This is a genomic window from Streptomyces sp. NPDC048671 (genome assembly GCF_055587045.1).
Window position 1 is genome coordinate 1 of record NZ_JBVJHB010000006.1, and the last position, 19,148, is coordinate 19,148.

The window sequence follows — 19,148 nt, forward strand, 5'->3', positions numbered from 1 at the left end:
ATCGTCCACTGTGTCCTCGCTGTGTGCATTGCCTGGTAGACCCGCTAAGTGGTCTGCCAGGACTTTCAAAGGAACCTCGAACCTGCCGAAGCAGGTCGGGGTATCAACATATCTGGCGTTGACTTTTGGCACGCTGTTGAGTTCTCAAGGAACGGACGCTTCCTTTGTACTCGCACCAGAACATTTTCTGGGGCTTTCCTCCGGGCGCTTCCCTTCGGTCTTGCGTTTCCGACTCTATCAGACTCTTTCGTGTCCGATTCCCGGTCGAAGCGGGCCTCGCAATTTTCGCTTTCCAGTTCTTCGCTTTCGCGCTTTCCCTTTCCAGCGATTCCAACCTTACCAGACTCAATTTCGTTCCGTTTCCGGTTCGAATTTGATTTCCGGTGGCCGTTGAAGGGGCCTTGCCTTTCGGCTGATTCGACTTTATCAGAACAGTTCGGCCGAACTAACCGGCTTCATGGTCCAGAGAGTGGGAATCAATGGCTCTGCGGAAATTCAATTTCCGGTGAGAGCGAGATGACGCTAACTGCTGGGCCCGAACTTGTCCAGTTCGAGGCAACCGTTTGAATCTACCTCCCCCAGTCCGCCGTGTCAACGGTTTTTTTGGGGCGAGGAGGAGACTAGCAGGTCAGGAGAGCCGGACGCACATCAGGCGGCTACCGGAAGTTCGGCGCTGCGTTCGGCATCTGCGATGTCGTCGGCGTCGCCGGTCCGGGCCGCGCGGCCGCCCAGGATGTAGACGTAGGCGCGAAAGGCCAGCTCGGCGGCCATTCCGATGGCGATACGGGCCCAGGTCGGGAGGCCGGAGGGGGTGACGAAGCCTTCGATGACACCCGAGACGAACAGGATCAGGGCCAGCCCACTGGCCATGCCGAGTGCGGCGCGGCCCTGCTGCGCCAGGGCTGTGCGCCGGGTGTAGGGACCGGGGTCGATGACCGTCCAGCCCAGACGCAGGCCGGTGACGGCCGCCACGAAGACGGCCGTGAGTTCAAGCAGTCCGTGCGGAAGGATCAGACCGAGGAAGGTGTCGAGCCGGCCGGCCGAGGACATCAGCCCGATGTGGATGGTCGCCGAAGGGTGGGCGGCGATGAGTGAGCTCGTGACCGGGGACGCGGTCGCGCTGCTGGGGCTGCGGCCGGCGAAATTGCCGAGCCGTGCGCTGGCTCTGGCCATCGATCTGGTGGCAGTGGGAACGGTGTTCGTCCTGGCGTCGGTCGGACTGACCATGGCGACGGCCGCACTGGACGGGGCGGCATCCGCCGCCATCTCCGTCGCGACGTTCCTGCTGGTCCTGGTGGAGCGCCGATAGCGGTGGAAACGCTCAGCCACGGCCGTTAACTGGGGAAGCTGGCGTGCGGGCTGCGGGTGGTGCGGGACGACGGGGGCCGATCCGGTTCCGGCACGCGCTGGTGCGTGGGGCGATGGGTGTCGCGGAGATCCTCATGACACTCGGGGTGGTCGCCTCCGTCGCGTTGCTGGTGTCGGCGCGCGGGAGGCGGGCTCGGGGACGTCTTCGCGGGGACGCTCGTCGTACGGGAGCGGCTGCCGGCGGGCCGGGCCGCCGCTGTTGCGCCTCCGCCTCCCTGGCTGGTGGGACGCTTCGCCGGGCTGGACCTGTCGGCGGTTCCGGACGGACTGTGGCTGGCGGTACGGCAGTACCTGACGCGGATGCACCAGCTGGACGCCGACGTGGGCCGGGCCATGGCGGGGCGGCCGGCCGGAGAGCTCGCCGGGTGGACCGGGGTTCCGGCTCCGGTGGGCGTACCCGCCGCCGCGTACCTGGCGGCCGTGGTGAACGAACGGCAGGCTCGGGATACGCACCGGATGTTCGCCGCTTCCCGTACCGCCGCTGACGGCCCCGGCGGTACGGGCAGGCCGCCTCGGTCTCCCGGCACGGGTTCAGCGCCTCCGGCGGTGCCTGTGGTGCCTGCGGGGGCCAGGGGTGTGGCGGCTCCCGGGGCGGATCGGGCGCGGCCGCCCACGACCGGGTTCGCTCCGCCCGCCTAGCGGGTCGAGGGCGGGGATTCCAGCTCTTCGAGCTCGATGCCCGGGGCCGAGAGGACCACGTCGCCGGCGATGTGGAGGGTGTGCTGCTCGCCGGTGTCCAAGGCGTTGACCTGGTATTCGTCCACGGTCAGCGGTCCGTTGTCAGTGGCGTGCGTTTCACTGTTCACCAGGGCCCAGGACTGGTCGACGGTACGGGGTGCGAGGACCGGATCCGTGAAGGCGACGACGCGGAGACGGGTCGCGGGGGAATCGGGGGTGAGGCGCAACAGGCGTGCGGTCGCGATGAGGAAGGCGGGGGAAGTGCCGGTGAAGGTGTGGGCGCGGACATTGCCTTCGTCGGCGTGCGTGCCGGTCGGATCGGAGCGGACCCAGGTGACGCCTTCGAGGGCGGCGCCGCGGACCTGCCAGCTCGCGGCGTGGAGTTCGAGACGGATCGGGCGGCCGAGTTCGTCCAGGGTGAGATCGATGGATCCGAGGTGGTCGCCGGACGGGGCGGTCGTCTGGGAGACATAGCGCCAGCCGGAGGGGCCGGGGGCGCAGTGGAAGTGCTCTTCACCGAGGGGGGTGTGGTCGTGGAGATCGTGGAGCGAATAACGGCCGCGGGGCATGGGGTCCTTCGGGTTCCTCGGGCTGTGCGGGGTGCGGTACGACGCAGGCCCCCGACACGGGGGTGCGGGGGCCTGCGTTCGTAGCTGCTGCGCTGTGCTGCTGAGTCACCGGGCCTGCTGACGCTGTCGCGTCCGCACGCTCGGGGTCCGGGGCCGCGGGGCCCGCCGGTGGCCGGTCGTCACTGACCGGTGGTGACTGTGACCGGTCACCGGTGGGCCGCCGTGGTCACGGGATCAGTAGCGGTAGTGGTCGGTCTTGTACGGGCCGTCGACCTCGACGCCGATGTAGGCGGCCTGCTCGGGACGGAGCGTCGTGAGCCTCACTCCGAGCGCGGCGAGGTGGAGGCGGGCGACCTTCTCGTCGAGGTGCTTGGGCAGCACGTAGACCTCGGTCGGGTACTCCTCGGGCTTCGTGAACAGCTCGATCTGGGCCAGGGTCTGGTCCGCGAACGAGTTGGACATGACGAACGAGGGGTGGCCCGTGGCGTTGCCCAGGTTCAGCAGACGGCCCTCGGACAGCACGATGAGGACCTTGCCGTCGGAGAACGTCCAGGTGTGGACCTGCGGCTTGACCTCGTCCTTGACGATGCCGTCAATGGCGGCGAGGCCCGCCATGTCGATCTCGTTGTCGAAGTGGCCGATGTTCCCGACGATGGCCTGGTGCTTCATCCGGGCCATGTCAGCGGCCATGATGATGTCCTTGTTGCCCGTCGTGGTGACGAAGATGTCGCCCTGCTCCACGACGTCGTCGAGGGTGGCCACCTGGTAGCCGTCCATCGCCGCCTGAAGGGCGCAGATCGGGTCGATCTCCGTGATGATCACCCGGGCGCCCTGGCCGCGCAGGGACTCCGCGCAGCCCTTGCCCACGTCGCCGTAGCCGCAGACGACGGCGGTCTTGCCGCCGATCAGGACGTCGGTGGCGCGGTTGATGCCGTCGATCAGCGAGTGGCGGCAGCCGTACTTGTTGTCGAACTTCGACTTGGTGACCGCGTCGTTGACGTTGATCGCCGGGAACAGGAGGGTGCCGTCACGGTGCATCTCGTACAGCCGGTGCACACCGGTGGTGGTCTCCTCGGTGACACCGCGGATCTCGGACGCCAGCTGGGTCCACTTCTGCGGGGCCTCGCCGAGGGTGCGGTTCAGCAGGGTGAGGATGTTGGCGTACTCCTCGCTGTCCGCGGTCGACGGGTCCGGGGCCGCCCCGACCTTCTCGAACTCCACGCCCTTGTGGACGAGGAGGGTGGCGTCACCACCGTCGTCGAGGATCATGTTCGGTCCGCCGGTGGGGGTGTTCGGCCAGGTCAGGGCCTGCTCCGTGCACCACCAGTACTCGGCGAGCGACTCGCCCTTCCAGGCGAAGACCGGGACGCCGGCGGGGGCGTCCGGGGTGCCGTTCGGACCGACCGCGATGGCTGCGGCCGCGTGGTCCTGGGTCGAGAAGATGTTGCAGGAGGCCCAGCGGACCTCGGCGCCGAGGGCGACCAGGGTCTCGATCAGCACGGCGGTCTGCACGGTCATGTGCAGCGAACCGGTGATGCGGGCACCGGCCAGCGGCTGCGTGGCGGCGTACTCCTTGCGGATCGACATCAGGCCGGGCATCTCGTGCTCGGCGAGGTTGATCTCCTTGCGGCCGAAGGCTGCGAGGGAGAGGTCGGCGACCTTGAAGTCCTGGCGATTGGCGACCGTCGTCATAACGGGCTGCTCCTCGTGATGGGTCGAGGGTGGGTGGGCGGCTCTGCGGCGCCGGGCATACGAATGCCCGAGCGGCTCGCAGCGCAGTCCGTCGGAGGCCCTCTCTCCCTCGGCCGGTCCGTGATACGGACCGATCGACCGCCATCAGCAGCGACGTCTGGCACTGCAGTCGAATCTACACCGAACGGCCCAGCCGCTCCCAGCCCACCGGGTCCGAAAGCGGCCTCGAGGGCGCGTCGGGTGCGTTCAATGACCGGATTCCGTCGGGTCGGCCGGGGTGTCGGGGGCCTCGTCGGGGGTGGTGGCTGTGGGTGTCGCGGCGGTGGGTTCGGTGGCGGTGGGTTCGGTGGCGGTGGGTTCGGTGGCAGTGGGCTCGGTGGCTACGGCGGTTGATCCGCCCGATCCGTTGGCCGGGTCCTTGGCCGGGTCCTTGGCCGGGTCCTTGGCCGGGTCCTTGGCCGGGTTGGTGCCGGACCGGGCCGCGGCTTCGTTGTAGATGTCCGGTTCCAGGTAGATGACCCGCGCGATCGGGACCGCCTCGCGGATGCGGGACTCGGCGGCGTTGATGGCGTTGGCGACCTCGGTGGCCGTGTCGTCGTGCTGGACCGCGATCTTGGCGGCGACCAGCAGTTCCTCCGGGCCGAGGTGGAGCGTACGCATGTGGATGATGGCGGTGACGGTGTCGCCGTCCACGACCGCGGCCTTGATCTTCTCGACCTGGTCGGTGCCGGCGGCCTCGCCGAGCAGCAGGGACTTGGTCTCGGCGGCCAGGACGATCGCGATCACGATCAGCAGGATGCCGATGCAGAGGGTGCCGATGCCGTCCCACACCCCGTCACCGGTGCCGACGGCCAGGCCCACGCCGGCGAGTGCGAGCACCAGACCGATGAGCGCGCCGAAGTCCTCCAGCAGCACGACGGGGAGTTCGGGGGCCTTCGCGCGGCGGATGAACTCGGTCCAGGACAGTGCGCCGCGGGTCTGGTTCGACTCCTTGATGGCCGTACGGAAGGAGAAGCCCTCGGCGATGATCGCGAAGACCAGGACCCCGACCGGCCAGTACCAGGCCTCGATCTGGTGCGGATGCTTGATCTTCTCGTAGCCCTCGTACACAGCGAACATGCCGCCGACCGAGAACAGCACGATGGAGACGAGGAAGGCGTAGATGTAGCGCTCGCGCCCGTACCCGAAGGGGTGCTGGGGGGTGGCCTCGCGCTTGGCCTTCTTGCCGCCGAGCAGCAGCAGTCCCTGATTGCCCGAGTCGGCGAGCGAGTGGACGCTCTCCGCGAGCATCGACGACGAGCCACTGAACAGGAACGCCACGAATTTGGCCACTGCGATCGCGAGGTTGGCGCCGAGCGCCGCCACGATCGCCTTGGTTCCGCCTGACGCACTCATGGGTGCCTGGTGTCCCTTCGTTCGGTGCTGCGGCTCCGGCGGCCGCGGTACGGCCGGACATTGTTGCAGTCCTTGGAGCGGACGGTACGTCAGGCCACCACCGTGGCACGGAACAGCGTGCCCGCACCGGACACTTCGGCCTTCCCCCCGGCCGGTACGAAGACCGAGTCGCCGGGTACGAGGCCGAGCTCGCCGGTCCGGGGTGCGCCCGCCGTGCAGAGCAGGATCTGCGGTGTGGCCGCGGTCAGGTCGACGGGTTCGGCGCCCGGTGAGAGGTCGAAGCGGGAGAGCCGGAACTCGTCGGCCGGCGTCTCGTAGAGCTCCTCGCCGGACGGGGACGCCTCGGGCCGCAGGACCCCGGGATCGGTCGCCTCGAAGCGGACGATGCGCAGGAGTTCGGGTACGTCGATGTGCTTGGGCGTCAGTCCGCAGCGCAGCACGTTGTCCGAGTTCGCCATGATTTCGACGCCGAGGCCGTCGAGGTAGGCGTGCGGGACCCCGGCGCCGAGGAACAGCGCCTCGCCGGGCTGGAGTTGTACGTAGTTCAGCAGCATGGCCGCGATGACGCCCGCGTCGCCCGGGAAGTGGTGGGCGATGCGCGCGTACGGGGCGAACGCGCCGCCGAGCCGTTCCGCCGCGGCGGCCGCGGCGGTCACCGTCTCCGCCATCTGCGCCGGGTCCGCGGTGAGGATCGCCGTGAGGACCTCGCGCAGCGCGGCCTCCTCGGGGTGGGCGCGGAGCAGATCGGCGTACGGCTTGAGGGAGTCGACGCCCAGCGCCTCCATCGCCTCGGCCGCCTCGATGGGCTTGCGGAAGCCGCACAGGCCGTCGAAGGGGGTGAGCGCGCAGATCAGCTCGGGCTTGTGGTTGGCGTCCTTGTACGTGCGGTGGGGTGCGTCGATCGGGACGGACCGGCGCTCCTCGTCCGCGTAACCCTGCTGTGCCTGGGCGAGGTCGGGGTGGACCTGGAGGGAGAGCGGGGCTCCGGCGGCGAGCAGCTTGAGGAGGAAGGGAAGTCGGGGGCCGAACTTGTCCACGGTGGCCGCGCCGAGCTCACCGACGGGGTCGGCGGCGATGACGTCGGTGAGGGGGTGCTCGGTGGCGGGCTGCGGGGTGCCGGGGGCCGCGCCGGGGCCGGTGCGGGTTATGCGGGAGGGGGCTCCGGGGTGGGCCCCCATCCACATCTCGGCCTGGGGCTCGCCGGTGGGGGCGACACCCAGCAGGGCGGGGATGGCGGTGGTGGAGCCCCAGGCGTACGGGCGCACGGTGTTGGAGAGCCGGTCCATGGAGTTCGTCCTCGTGCTTTGTGGGATACGTGGTTCTTGGGGTGCGATCGGGAGCTTGGGGGTGCGTGGTTCTTGGGGTGCGATCGGGAGCTTGGGGGTGCGTGGTTCTTGGGGTGCGACAGGGAGCTTGGGGTGCGTGGTGCTTGGGGTGCGATACGGAGCTTGGAGCTCCGGGGTGCGTGGGCCCTGCGGCGGGCGTGAGGTCTGGTCTCCTGCTGTGCCGCCCCTTGCGTCGGTGGTTCAGGCGCGGGCTTCCGAGGCGAGGGACAGGTAGACGGCCGCGAAGTCGGTGACCGCGAGGAGCTCGGCGAGGGCTTCGAGCTTGCTGCCCTCCTCCGGTTCGAGTTCGCTGATCGGTGTCTCGTGGCCCAGGGCGAGTTCGCGGGCCGCGGGGGCAGCGCTCAGCCCGCCGGTGGGCCGGTCCCGGAGCAGGACGACCCGGGCGCGCAGGGCCTCCGGCTCGTCGACCCGGTCGCGGAAGAACTCGTCGGGGTCCGCTCCGGCGGCGAAGGCCCCGGCCAGCAGTCCCCCGTGAGCGGGGAGCGCCTCGGGGAGTTCGGCCGCGAGGGCCGGGCGGCCCGAGAGCTCGGCCAGGACCGCGGCGAACCGGCGTCCGACCGGGGCCGCCGCCTCGCCCTCGGTCCAGACGAGAGGCAGGCTGTCCGCGAGTTCGGCGGCCAGGGTCTTGGCCGGATTGCTGTACGTGGCGATGGCCGGCCCACAGCGTTCCGCCGTGCGGTCCAGGCGGTCGGCGACGCTCTGCAGCGTCTCCGGGGGCGCGGTGACCAGGCCGACGCGGTCGAGCAGCGCGAGCAGCGGGGTGAACAGGGCCCAGAGGGTGCCCGGTCCCGCGGCCGACGTCTCGGCGTCGTACTCGCCGTACGGCGCGGAGGCCATCGGTACGACGAGGCCGTGCACGCCGTCGACCGCCTCGCGCAGCGGTGACTGCCGGGGTGCGACGGCCACGACGGTGCAGCCTCGGCGGTAGGCCTGCTCGGCGATGAGGGCCAGGCCGGGTTCGGAGCCGTCCGCCGTGGCGATGAGCAGCAGGTCGAGGGAGCCGGCCCAGCCGGGCAGCGTCCAGCGCATCGCGCCCGCGGCGGGGGCGACGCCGGTGGGGTGGATGCGCGTGACCGGCGCGGAGGCCCCGGCGAGGGCGGCGATCAGGTCGGCGACGCCGGATGCGGCGGTGCCGGAGCCCGCGACCAGGACGGCGCGCGGGCGGCCCTCCGGGTTCAGCGCGGGGATTCCGGCCTCCGTCGCGTGCCGGGCGGCGGTACGGACTCTCGCCCCGGCCTCGGCGGCGCCGCGCAGCAGACCGCGGCGGTCGGCTCGGGCCAGGGCTTCCGGGGCGTCGAGCAACGACTCGTCGAGCATGGGGACGGTCCTCCGATCACGCGCTGATCACCGTGCGAGGTGTGGGGCCCGGTTACGCGGGGCGGCGGGCCTCGTCGACGAGGAGGACGGGAATGCCGTCCCGTACCGGGTAGGCCAGTCCGCAGTCCTTGCCCGTGCAGACCAGTTCGGGGCTGTCGGCCGCCGACCGGTCGTCGAGGGGGGAATGGCAGGCCGGGCAGGCCAGGATCTCCAGGAGGCCGGCTTCGAGCGGCATGGGGTGGGTCCCTTCGGGCGGGCGCGAGTGCGTGTTCTCGGATCGGGTGACTTCTTGGATCGGGCGACGTCAGCCTACCGCTGGGGTGGCGGGGGCGCGGCCCGGCCGGGGGCTCTTGTGGAGAGGTGTGGTGGGGGCGGGTACGGGTGGGCGCGGGTGGGTGCGCCTGCGGCGGGGCTTGTCCCCTCCCCGCCCCTTCCCGTAACCGGGGCTCCGCCCCGGACCCCGCTCCTCAAACGCCGGAGGGGCCGGCAGGGGAGGGACTGGAATCGGGGCTCCGGATCAAGGACAGGGCTTCGTCCCGTACGGCCTTCATCGTCTCTTCGTCGCGGGCCTCGACGTTCAGGCGCAGCAGCGGTTCGGTGTTGGAGGCCCGGAGGTTGAACCACCAGTCCGGGGCCGTGACCGTCAGGCCGTCCAGGTCGTCGGTGCTCACGCCCTCGCGGTCGGCGAACGCCGCCCGCACCTGCGCCGTGCGGGCCGGCTGGTCGTCGACCGTGGAGTTGATCTCGCCGGAGCCGGTGTAGCGGTCGTACTGGGCGACCAGGGCGGAGAGGGGTTCGGGCCCGCTGCCCAGGGCAGCCAGGACGTGGAGGGCGGCGAGCATGCCCGTATCCGCGTTCCAGAAGTCGCGGAAGTAGTAGTGCGCCGAGTGCTCGCCGCCGAAGATCGCCCCGTGTGCGGCCATCTCCGCCTTGATGAAGGAGTGGCCCACCCGGGTCCGGACCGGGGTGCCGCCGTTCTCGCGTACGACCTCCGGGACCGAATGGGACGTGATCAGGTTGTGGATGACCGTGCCCCGGCCGCCGTTGCGCGCCAGTTCCCTGGCCGCGACCAGGGCGGTGATCGCCGACGGGGAGACCCCCTCGCCCCGCTCGTCCACGACGAAGCAGCGGTCCGCGTCCCCGTCGAAGGCCAGGCCCAGATCGGCGCCCTCGGCCAGCACCCGGGCCTGGAGGTCGACGATGTTCCTGGGGTCCAGGGGGTTGGCCTCGTGGTTCGGGAACATGCCGTCCAGCTCGAAGTACATCGGGACGAGATCGACGGGCAGGTCCGCGAAGACCGTGGGGACCGTGTGGCCGCCCATGCCGTTGCCCGCGTCCACGACGACCTTCAGCGGCCGGATCGCGGACAGGTCCACCAGCGACAGCAGGTACGCGGCGTAGTCGGTGAGCGTGTCCCGTGCGGTGATCGTGCCGGGAGTGGCGGCCGACTGCGGGGTGCCGGTCACGGACCACTGCTCGACCAGGGTGCGGATCTCGGCGAGGCCGGTGTCCTGGCCCACCGGTGCGGCGCCGGCACGGCACATCTTGATGCCGTTGTACCGCGCCGGGTTGTGCGAGGCCGTGAACATCGCGCCCGGCAGGTCCAGCGACCCCGACGCGTAGTACAGCTGGTCCGTCGAGCACAGACCGATCATCGTGACGTCCGCGCCTCGGGCCGCCGCGCCCCGGGCGAAGGCTCCCGAGAGGGCGGGGGACGTGGGGCGCATGTCGTGGCCGATCACGATCGCGGCCGCGGCCGTCACCTCGACGAACGCCGCCCCGAACTGCTCGGCCAGGGCTTCGTCCCACTGGTCGGGCACCACTCCGCGAACGTCGTACGCCTTCACGAGCTGCGACAGGTCTGCAGTCACGGGACGGTCCTCCTGAGGGTTTCTTCGGACCGCCAAACTACCCGGCGGCCCAGGTCACCTCACGCTCCGGGGACGGGGAGCGGCACGGCTCGTGCCCTACGGACGGCCGCCGGCTCAGGAGTCGGGCGAGCGCAGTACGCGCAGGTGGCCCCTGCGGGCGACCTCCGCCGGATCCGCGGTACGCGGACCGCCGCCCCTGGGCCGGTCGCCGCCGCGGTCCTGCGGACGGGCCGCTTCCCGTACGGCGTTGGCGAGCGCTTCGAGGTCGTCACCGCTGGGGCGGACGGGCACGGAGGGGTCGGAGAGCCGGACGACCTCCCAGCCGCGTGGCGCGGTCAGCCGCTCACTGTGCTCGGCGCAGAGGTCGTAGCAGTGGGGCTCGGCGTAGGTGGCGAGCGGGCCGAGGACCGCAGTCGAGTCGGCATAGACGTACGTCAGTGTCGCGACGGCAGGGCGGCCGCACGCGGTGCGCGAACAGCGACGTACAGGGCTCACGATGTTGGACGCTACCGCACTCTTGAGCGGGCTGCGACGACTCTCCCTCAGCTCACCCCTCCGTGTCGCCCTGTGACCCGGGGTCCGGCTCCCTCCGGGGGAACTCCCGCTGACCTGCGCGGCATCAGAAGGTCGCAGGTCGTGACGGCAGGGATTCCGGTCACCACTCGCCCTAAAAACGGTCATAAGGCAGAAGTCGAGCGGTCATGAGCAGGGCCTGAAACGGGCTGCCTCGTGGCCGGATCACTCAAGAGCGGACAGGCCACGGGCAGCCCACGGACCGGCCGGTGCGTCTCCGGGCAGCCGCCTCCGCTCGCCCCGCGGAGCGTTACGCTGCGTCGGTGATGGACAGTCCCGTACCGCCCCACCCGTCCGAGCCGCGACCGCGACGCCGAGACCGACACGGCCGAGGTATGCGTGGGCCCGTCGCCCCGCCCCAGGTGCCGCTCTCGGCCAGCCGTGCGGACAGCTTCCGTGATCTCGTGCAGGACTCCGTGGAGCGGCTGGAGCGGCGCTGGCCGCAGCTGGCCGAGGTCGACTTCGTGGTCCTCGATGTGCCGAGCACCGGGGAGGAGACCGTTCCGCTCGGGAACGCGTTGTCCGCCGAGAAGGAACGGCCGGCGCAGATCGTCATCTACCGGCGTCCCGTCGAGATCCGCACCAAGAACCGCGACGAGCGTGCGCTGCTGGTGCACGAGGTCGTGGTGGAGCAGGTCGCGGATCTGCTCGGGCTCGCCCCGGAGTCGGTCGACCCCCGGTACGGGCAGGAGTAGCGGGCAGGAGTAGCGGGCGCGAGGCAGGGCGGAGAGGCCGGGCGGAGGCGGACGCCTCGTTCATCGGCCCCCTCCCTCCGGCCCTCGCCCACGTTCAGTCGTCCAGGACCGACAGGTCCTGTTCGGCCGTCGGCACCTCGACCGTTCCGCCGTCGTCCGGCAGCGTCTGCACCGTGAACATCGGGATGCCGTCCTGCGGAAGAGTGAGCGTGCGGGCGGCGTGGACCGGGCCGCCCGACAGCGTCTCGACCGTCAGCGCGTACGTGCCCTTGAGGCCCGCCGGGACCGGCGGGGTGACCGCGGCCGTCGTGCCCGCGGCGACCTTGTACGTCTTGCTGACCGGGGTGCCGCCCTTGCTGCCCGCGGACGCCGTGACCTTCACGGTGCCGGCGGCGCCCGGGGCGGTGAGCGAGAGGACCGAGCCCTTCGCCCGGTTGTCGGCCGCGGTCGCCTGCGCGCCCACCGGGCCGGTCGCCGGGATGTACCCGACCTCCTGCTTGTCGCCCTTGCCCCGGACCACTCGCAGCGCGGCCACCACCGGGGTCGCCCTGTTCTTCTGGACCGGGGTCAGCAGCAGGGAGCCCGCCTCGCCCCGGGTGATGTTCTTCAGGTCGACCCCGGCCGTCATCCGCGACTTGACGTGGAGATCCTCGTTGCCCACCGGGGCGAACGCGCCCGTCTTGCCGAGCAGCTTCACGTTCAGGTCCGCGTCGTCCTCGCCGGGGGCGAAGGCCACCAGCCGGACCGAGGTCGCGTCCGCCGGGATGCCGGGCAGCACCAGGGTGCCCGCCGGGGCGGCGGAGGCGGCGAGCCAGTCGCTGCCGGTCTTGCTGTCCGCGGTCCTGACGACCGCGCCGACCCGTCCGGTGCGGGTGGTGACGTGGACGGTCACGTCGTCGGCCGCCTTGCTGGTCAGGGTCGAGATCAGGACCCGGACGCCGGATCCGGCGGGGACCGTGATGCCCTCGCCCACATCGGATTTGAGCGTGCCGTCCGGACCGTACAGCTCGATGTCGGCGACCGCGGCGGTGTCGTCCGGGTTGGTGAGGTTGACGTAGTCCTCGCGGGTCTTCGCGGTGCTCGCGGCCGGGAACCAGAAGTCGGTGTCGGGTGCCGTGCAGCTGACCCCGAGCAGGCCTCGGGCGTCGCCCGCCTCGACGGTGGTGGTCTGCTGGGCGGTCCAGCCGGGGGCCAGCCGGCCGGTGGCGGTGCCGACGAGGGCGGGGGCGTCGGAACCGGACACGTCGGCGGTGGCCGGCTTGCCGGGCTCCTTGAGAGCGACGACGGGCTTGTCCGCGTCGGCCGCCTTGTCCGTGTCCTTGCTCTTGCTCTTGTCCTTGTCCTTCGCGGGCTTGTCCTTGGCGGTCTTTTCCTTGTCTTCAGCCTTCTTGGCGGCCGTGGGTGACTTCAGTTCGGCCGCGCCCGCCTCGCCGTCGCTCTTCGAGACGGGGGTGAAGGACGTGTACGTCGTCTCCGCGAGATCCGAGAGACCGGGTGCCGGGCAGAGCAGGCTGGACCGCTCCACGGGCAGCCGGGACGCCGCCCCGGCCTCCGTCGCACCCCCGTCCCCCGGCACGGTGAGCGCGGCGAATCCGGTGACTGCGGCGAGGGCCACGGCCCCCGCGATGAGGGACAGGCTGGTGGACTTCACTCGGACTCGCCTCGCGATGCGTTACCGGTCGGCCACGGGTTCTGGCCCGGGGCGGGGTTCTCGTCGGGATTCTCGTCGGGGGTGTTGGCGGGATGGGGGGCGGGGCCGGGGTTCTGCGGGTCGTACGGCGGCTGGTCGCCGTACTGGCCCGCACCGTACTGGGCGTTGGGGTCGTACTGCGCGTTCGCGTCGTACGGGGCGTTGGGTTCGTACTGGGCGTTGGGGTCGTACTGCGGGTTCGCAGCGTCGTACGGGGCGTTGGTGTACTGGCCCTGGCCGTACGCGGTGTAGCCGTCCTGCTGCTGCGGATAGCCGTACTGGTCGTACCCGCCGGCGGGGTTCTGCTGCTGCCCGTCCCCGTACTGGCCGCCCTGGTACTGACCCTCCTGGTACTGGCCGTCCTGATACTGACCGTCCTGATACTGACCGTCCTGGTACTGACCGTCCTGGTACTGACCGTCCTGGTACTGCGGGTAGTCGGCGCCCTGGTACTGCTGGGCGTCCCATTCCCCGTACTGCTGCTGGGGGACCGCGGCGTACTGGCCGGTGTCGCCTTCGGCCTGCTGTGGCACCGCGGCGTACTGGCCGGTGTCGCCCTCAGCCTGCTGCGGCATCGCCGCGTACTGACCCGTGTCGCTCTCAGCCTGCTGCGGGACGAAGACGTCCTGGTCGTCGGTGGCCGGCTGTTCCGGCTGTTCCGGTTCGGCCGGCTGGTGGGCCGGGGCGTACTCCGCCCGCTCCTCGCCCATGTCGACGTCCTCGCCGTCCTCCTCTCCGTCCACCTGGGCGGCCGCGCGCAGCCTGCGCGCCCGGCGGCCCTCGCCCGCGACCGGCTCGGCGGGGACCGGCACGGTCTCCTCGGGCAGGTCGTCGTCGATCTCCCGGCGCCGGCCCGGCAGGGCCAGGACCAGCAGGACCACGGCGAACGCGGCCTGCGCCCAGATCCACGCGGAGTGCGTGAAGGACGCCTCGTACGTGAGGTCAAGCGAGCCGCCCTCGGTGGGGAGCTCGAAGCCCTGGGCCCAGCCGTCGACGGTCTTGCGGGTCAGCGCCCGCCCGTCGAGCGTGGCCTGCCAGCCGGGGTCGGCCGCGTCGGCGATCCGCAGCACCCGGCCCGCGCCGCCCGCCGGGATCTTGGTGTGTGCCTCGACCCGGCCGGAGCCGACCGGGAGCGACTCGGCACCGGCGGCGGGCGGGACGATCATGATCCGGGCGACCTGGCGGTCGACCCGCCAGAGCGCGCTGCCGTCGAGCTGGCTGAGCCGGCTGAGGCCGGGCGTCGCGTCGAGCACCCGGCTCATCTGCTTCGGCGCCCCGTCCCGCACGAGGACGTAACGGATCGCGAAGCCGCTGAGCTGGCTGCCCTGGTCGGCGCCGGAGCCCGCGACCAGGTTGGCGACGACCTTGTCGAGGTGGCTGTTGCCGCCGCCGGCCGCGGCCAGTTCGGCGTCACCGAGGCGTGCGCCGGAGCCTCGGACCAGGGTGTACGCGACGGAGGAGGGCGACGTGCCGCCGAGGACCAGGGTGCGCGGCTGGTCGCGGGTGCTGCTCTCCTCCGCGACGAACGCGGGCACCTGCACCGGGTCGCGCCGCTCCAGCGGGCCCGCCGCGCCGCCGATCATCCAGCCGGCGGCGGCCAGCACGGGCGCGATCCCCGCGGCGAGCGCGATCAGGACGGCGACCGGCTGGCGCCAGCCGAAGCTGAGCTCCGCGACGCGTACCCGGGCACCGTCGGCGCCGACCAGCGCGGCGGCGATGAGCGCGGCGCCGTAGACGAGGGTGGCCGGTCCCGCCCAGCCCGAGCCGTTGGCGAGCCCGGCGAAGGCCAGGCCCACCAGGGCGACGGCCCAGGCGGTCCGGACCGCGAACTGCCGCTCCCCGCGCAGCAGCGCGGCCAGCGCCGCGAGCACGATGCCGAGCAGCAGGACGCCGCCCGCCGCCTTGGGCCCGCCGGGGCTGATCCCGAGCAGGTCGAGGGCGGAGGCCGATCCCGTACCGGTCTCCAGGCCCGCTTCCTTCAGGAAGGACGCGGGGCTGGTCAGGAGCGAGAGCGACCACGGCGCCAGGACGAGCATCGGGGTGCCGACGGCGGCGAGGAAGCGGAGCCCGTAGGCCGTGATGTCCTTGCGGCGCAGCGCCAGGACCCCGACGCCGAGCACCACGGCGAGCGGCCACACGATGGGGGTGAACGCCGTCGTGAAGGTGAGGAGCAGGGTGTACGCCCAGGTCGCGCGCCAGCTGCCGCGGCTGTCGCCGCTGCCGCGCATCCCGTGTGCGGAGACGGCCGCGCGGGCGATCAGGGGCAGCAGGACGAGCAGGACGGCGGTGCCGAGGCGGCCGGTCGCCAGGGCGCCGGTCGCGGCGGGCAGGAAGGCGTACGCGACGCTCGCCCAGGCCCGCAGCAGCCGCGAGGGGATCAGCGGGCGGGAGACGAAGTACGCGGTGAGTCCGGCGAGCGGGACCGAGCAGACCAGCAGCAGGGTGAGCGCGAATCCGGTGGAGCCGAGGAACAGCGCGGACAGCGCGGAGATCATGCCCAGGTAGGGCGGTGCGGTCTGGGTGCCGCCGGTGCCCACGGTGTGCCAGCCGTCCGCGTACCGGCTCCACAGCTCGGAGACGTCGCCGGGTGCGGGCAGCAGGGCGCCGCCGGCCAGCGCGCCGCCGCCGATGAGGCTGCGGCAGGCGACGAGGGAGACCAGGAGCAGGACGGCGAAGAGCACCGGTCCCGGCTTGCGCCCGACCCGCTTCAACTTCGCGAACTGGTCGATCTCCAGGAAGTCGGCGTCGTCGCCGCCCGGTCCGGACTCGACGGCGCCGTGCCGCGAGCCGCCGGACTCGGCCTCCGCGGAGCCGCCGAAGTTCCCTGCGACCTGTTCCACGGTGGCGCGGACGGTGGCGCCGGGAGCCGGGAAGAGCCCGCGCAGCTCGGCCGGGTCGATGACCCCCTTGCCGCGTTGGCGGCGGGCCGCGAGGATCCGTCCGGGCCGCAGCAGGGTGCCGAGGAGTCCGGCAACCTCGTCGACCGCCTGGCCGGGCACCTTGCCGACGAGGTAGGCGAGCGTACGCAGCAGGGTGCCGAGCACCAGCCGGAGCAGCGCCCAGAGCAGCAGCTTGCCGCGGGCGTTGACGAGCATCGTGTAGACGGCGCCGGCCTTGTCGACGCGGTGCGGGCTGGAGACGGAACGCCCGGCGCAGTCGATGGGACGGCGTTCGCGGGCGGACGCCTCGGCGTGCCGCAGGACGGCGTCGGGGGCGATCAGCACCCGGTGCCCGGCCATGTGGGCCCGCCAGCACAGATCGACGTCGTCACGCATCAGGGGGAGCCTGCGGTCGAACCCGCCGAGCTCCTCCCACACGTCACGGCGGATCAGCATGCCCGCGGTGGAGACGGACAGGACGGTACGGACCTGGTCGTGCTGGCCCTGGTCCTGCTCGCGCCGGTCGAGTCCGGTCCAGCGTCGCCCGCTGTTGGCGATGGAGACCCCGACTTCGAGGAGCTGCTTGCGGTCGTACCAGCCGCGGAGCTTGGGGCCGACGATCGCGGCGTGCGGGTCGTTGTCGACGACGCGGAGCATCTCGGTGAGTGCGTCGGGCTCGGGCGCGCAGTCGTCGTGGAGCAGCCAGAGCCACTGCACCGGTTCGCCGTGCGGCAGTTCGGGCAGGTCGTAGGCGTCGTCGCGCCAGGACCGGGTGACCGGGTCCCAGCCGCTGGGGCGCTTCAGGTACGGCAGGTCGTCCGGGGTGAGGACCGCGGCGGTGCGGCTCGCCTCGTCGACGGCGGTGCCGAAGCCCGTACGTCGCGCGAGGTGCAGGACGCGGTCGGCGCCGAGCGCCTCGGTGACCAGCCGCGCGGAGTCGTCGGCGCTGCCGGTGTCGGCGGCGACGACGCTCTGCACGGGGCGTTCCTGCCCGAGCAGCCCGGCGAGTGCGCCGGGCAGCCAGCGTGCGCCGTCGTGGGAGACGAGCACGGCGGTGACGACGTGCCGGGGGAACTCTGGGGCGGCGGCGGCCGCGTACGGCGCCGTCGAATGGCTGTGCACGGACATCGAGGTACGGGCCCTCCGGCCGGATCCGGGGGACATTCCCCCCGGGGGCTGCATCGGTGTACACGCGCGCTCTGTCGGGTCGTTGGCGCGTCTCGGACGGGGCCCCACACTAACGGTACGGATAACCGCAATGGCGCGGACCGGTTGAACGAGGGCAATGGCACAGCGGCGGAGGGCAGCGGGCCGGGTCGGACCGGAGGAGCTGGGGGCCGGAGCCGGGCCCCGGGGCAGCGGTGGCCGCGCGCGGGCGGCGGACACGGCAATGGCCCGCCGCCTGCGGGCAGGGTGCAGGCGGCGGGCCATGGGCGACCGGGGCCGGGAGCGGGCCGGGGAGCGGGCCGGGGAGCGGGCCGCGCCTCGGAGTCCGGCGCCTTCGGGCCGGGTTCGCTGGGCTCGTCGGGTTCGTCGGGTTCGCTGGGCTCGTCGGGTTCGCCGGGTCAGGCGCCCGCAGGCCGGGGCCCCCAGGCGCGCGTCAGATCGCGGCCTTCTTCAGACGGCGTCGCTCGCGCTCGGAAAGACCGCCCCAGATGCCGAACCGCTCGTCTTTGGAAAGGGCGTACTCAAGGCATTCGGACCGGACTTCACAGGCGAGGCAGACCTTCTTCGCCTCGCGGGTGGACCCGCCCTTCTCAGGAAAAAAGGACTCGGGATCGGTCTGGGCGCACAGTGCGCGCTCCTGCCAGCCGAGTTCCTCGTCCGCGTCCTCGACCAGCAGTTGCTGGAACAGCTCGGTCATGTGCGCCCCTCGTCTGTCTCTTGCGTCCCCGTGATGCGGCCGTTATCGAATCGGCCGAACGACACGAGTGAAATTACAAGTGTGTAGCTCAGTGCCAGTCAAGCGCAGATCTGCTATTGGGCCCGGTATTCACTCTGCGGCACCAAGCGTATGCGGAAAGTGTTCAAATCACCAAAAACCTGACATATGCCATGGGCTTCATTCCACATGCATCCGCCACAAGGAGGAACTCCCCGGAGGGCGGACACGTTGCGATTCGATCACCGAAGCGATCAAGATCACAGTCGGGTCACGGACCCGCGACCACGTTTGCGGGTGCGTCTGCTGCGCCACATCTCCGCAGTGAGCGCTGCACAAACCTTTCTCCGTCCGGAGTAACCGGATGAGGTGAAACAATAGCCCCAAATCGGTCATTGGGTTGACAGTCGGAGGTTCTCCGGTTCTCCTTGATGTCATGCCAGCGACCTCAGCGATGCGCGTCACCCACATCCGTGGGTTCCGTAGCGCTGTCCAGGCTCGCTGTTGCTGTTCCAGCTGTCTCAGCTGTTGAAGCCCTCGCGCTCCAGCCCGACACAGCTCATCCCGGACCTCCGGACCCTCCCCTGCGGCCCTCGCGGCTCATGGTCACCCGGTCCCGCGGTCCTCGCGACACCCCTGCATCCGCACCCGCACTCCCGTGCACTCCTGCCGAGGAACCACCGCACCCATGAACAGCGACAGCGACCTCCAGATCGCCGGCGACCTCCTTGAGGTCCAGCACCTCCTGCGCCCCGCCCGTGAGCACCCCGCCACGGTGGCGGAGTTCGTCGGGCTCGCCCGCTCCATCGCCGGCGACCGCTCCCGGTGGGCCCCGCTCGTCCGGTACGACGCCACCACCCGCTGGTACCACCGGCTGCTCAGCCGACCCGGATACGACGTCTGGCTGCTCAGCTGGATCCCGGGCCAGGGCAGCGGGCTGCACGACCACGGCCTGTCATCCGGCGTACTGACCGTGCTGGACGGCGAACTGACAGAACGTACGGACCGCGGGAAGCGGACGCTGGGCTCCGGCACCCAGCGCGTCTTCGCCCCCGGCTACGTCCACGAGGTGGTCAACGACTCCCTCGAACCGGCCGTCAGCCTGCACGTCTACTACCCGGGCCTGACCGACATGCCGATGCACTCCACCCAGTGCGCCCCGGCCGCGGCCACCGTCTGACGGCCCGCCGCCG

General features: G+C 71.5%; 13 protein-coding genes and 2 pseudogenes. 3 read left to right on the forward strand and 12 right to left on the reverse strand.

The features are described from left to right. Positions 1-648: 648 nt before the first annotated feature. A pseudogene (locus ACZ6S6_RS13245) lies at positions 649-1,062 on the reverse strand (stage II sporulation protein M); the annotation flags it as partial. Between the two features lie 25 nt (positions 1,063-1,087). On the opposite strand from ACZ6S6_RS13245, the pseudogene ACZ6S6_RS13250 reads away from it, so the two are divergent. Then, positions 1,088-2,007 (forward strand): annotated as a pseudogene (locus ACZ6S6_RS13250) (RDD family protein). On the opposite strand, the gene ACZ6S6_RS13255 reads toward ACZ6S6_RS13250, so the two are convergent. The 8 genes from ACZ6S6_RS13255 to ACZ6S6_RS13290 all read right to left on the reverse strand — a co-directional run bounded on the left by ACZ6S6_RS13255 (position 2,004) and on the right by ACZ6S6_RS13290 (position 10,731). Further along, positions 2,004-2,615, reverse strand: coding sequence for a hypothetical protein (locus ACZ6S6_RS13255; protein ID WP_469705640.1), 612 nt, complete (start codon positions 2,613-2,615; stop codon positions 2,004-2,006). The pseudogene ACZ6S6_RS13250 and the gene ACZ6S6_RS13255 overlap by 4 nt on opposite strands. A 234-nt stretch (positions 2,616-2,849) precedes the next feature. Continuing rightward, entirely contained in the window at positions 2,850-4,307 is a 1,458-nt protein-coding gene (ahcY, locus tag ACZ6S6_RS13260) for an adenosylhomocysteinase (protein WP_469705642.1), read from the reverse strand. A gap of 246 nt (positions 4,308-4,553) precedes the next feature. Continuing rightward, complete coding sequence (locus ACZ6S6_RS13265; protein ID WP_469705644.1) at positions 4,554-5,702, reverse strand: cation diffusion facilitator family transporter; 1,149 nt, start codon at positions 5,700-5,702, stop codon at positions 4,554-4,556. Positions 5,703-5,791: 89 nt separating this feature from the next. Further along, positions 5,792-6,988: a mannose-6-phosphate isomerase, class I gene (gene manA, locus ACZ6S6_RS13270; protein WP_469705646.1), complete on the reverse strand. Its 1,197-nt coding sequence runs from the start codon at positions 6,986-6,988 to the stop codon at positions 5,792-5,794. A gap of 240 nt (positions 6,989-7,228) precedes the next feature. Next, positions 7,229-8,365, reverse strand: coding sequence for an SIS domain-containing protein (locus ACZ6S6_RS13275; RefSeq protein WP_362965515.1), 1,137 nt, complete (start codon positions 8,363-8,365; stop codon positions 7,229-7,231). Positions 8,366-8,417: 52 nt separating this feature from the next. Then, on the reverse strand, positions 8,418-8,600 hold the full coding sequence (locus ACZ6S6_RS13280; protein WP_018552946.1) for a Trm112 family protein: 183 nt from the start codon (positions 8,598-8,600) through the stop codon (positions 8,418-8,420). A 232-nt stretch (positions 8,601-8,832) separates the two neighbouring features. Further along, the gene (locus tag ACZ6S6_RS13285; RefSeq protein ID WP_362965513.1) at positions 8,833-10,236 is read right to left on the reverse strand and encodes a phosphomannomutase/phosphoglucomutase; all 1,404 of its coding nucleotides are present in this window, start codon (positions 10,234-10,236) and stop codon (positions 8,833-8,835) included. Between the two features lie 114 nt (positions 10,237-10,350). Continuing rightward, positions 10,351-10,731: a DUF3499 domain-containing protein gene (locus tag ACZ6S6_RS13290; RefSeq protein WP_362965511.1), complete on the reverse strand. Its 381-nt coding sequence runs from the start codon at positions 10,729-10,731 to the stop codon at positions 10,351-10,353. Positions 10,732-11,075: 344 nt separating this feature from the next. Between ACZ6S6_RS13290 and ACZ6S6_RS13295 the strand changes: the two genes are divergently transcribed. Continuing rightward, complete coding sequence (locus tag ACZ6S6_RS13295; RefSeq protein ID WP_362965509.1) at positions 11,076-11,504, forward strand: metallopeptidase family protein; 429 nt, start codon at positions 11,076-11,078, stop codon at positions 11,502-11,504. A gap of 94 nt (positions 11,505-11,598) precedes the next feature. On the opposite strand, the gene ACZ6S6_RS13300 is transcribed toward ACZ6S6_RS13295, so the two are convergent. The 3 genes from ACZ6S6_RS13300 to ACZ6S6_RS13310 all read right to left on the reverse strand — a co-directional run bounded on the left by ACZ6S6_RS13300 (position 11,599) and on the right by ACZ6S6_RS13310 (position 17,937). Beyond that, positions 11,599-13,155 carry a DUF5719 family protein gene (locus tag ACZ6S6_RS13300; protein WP_362965507.1) on the reverse strand — a complete coding sequence of 519 codons (1,557 nt, stop codon included), beginning with the start codon at positions 13,153-13,155 and terminating at the stop codon, positions 11,599-11,601. After that, complete coding sequence (locus tag ACZ6S6_RS13305; protein WP_469705652.1) at positions 13,152-17,201, reverse strand: glycosyltransferase family 2 protein; 4,050 nt, start codon at positions 17,199-17,201, stop codon at positions 13,152-13,154. Before ACZ6S6_RS13305 ends, ACZ6S6_RS13300 begins: the two co-directional genes overlap by 4 nt. 472 nt (positions 17,202-17,673) lie before the next feature. Further along, the gene (locus ACZ6S6_RS13310) at positions 17,674-17,937 is read right to left on the reverse strand and encodes a WhiB family transcriptional regulator (RefSeq protein WP_024494319.1); all 264 of its coding nucleotides are present in this window, start codon (positions 17,935-17,937) and stop codon (positions 17,674-17,676) included. 706 nt (positions 17,938-18,643) lie between these two features. On the opposite strand from ACZ6S6_RS13310, the gene ACZ6S6_RS13315 reads away from it, so the two are divergent. Further along, positions 18,644-19,135, forward strand: a complete 492-nt coding sequence (locus ACZ6S6_RS13315; protein WP_362965503.1) for a cysteine dioxygenase — start codon at positions 18,644-18,646, stop codon at positions 19,133-19,135. Positions 19,136-19,148: the final 13 nt, after the last annotated feature.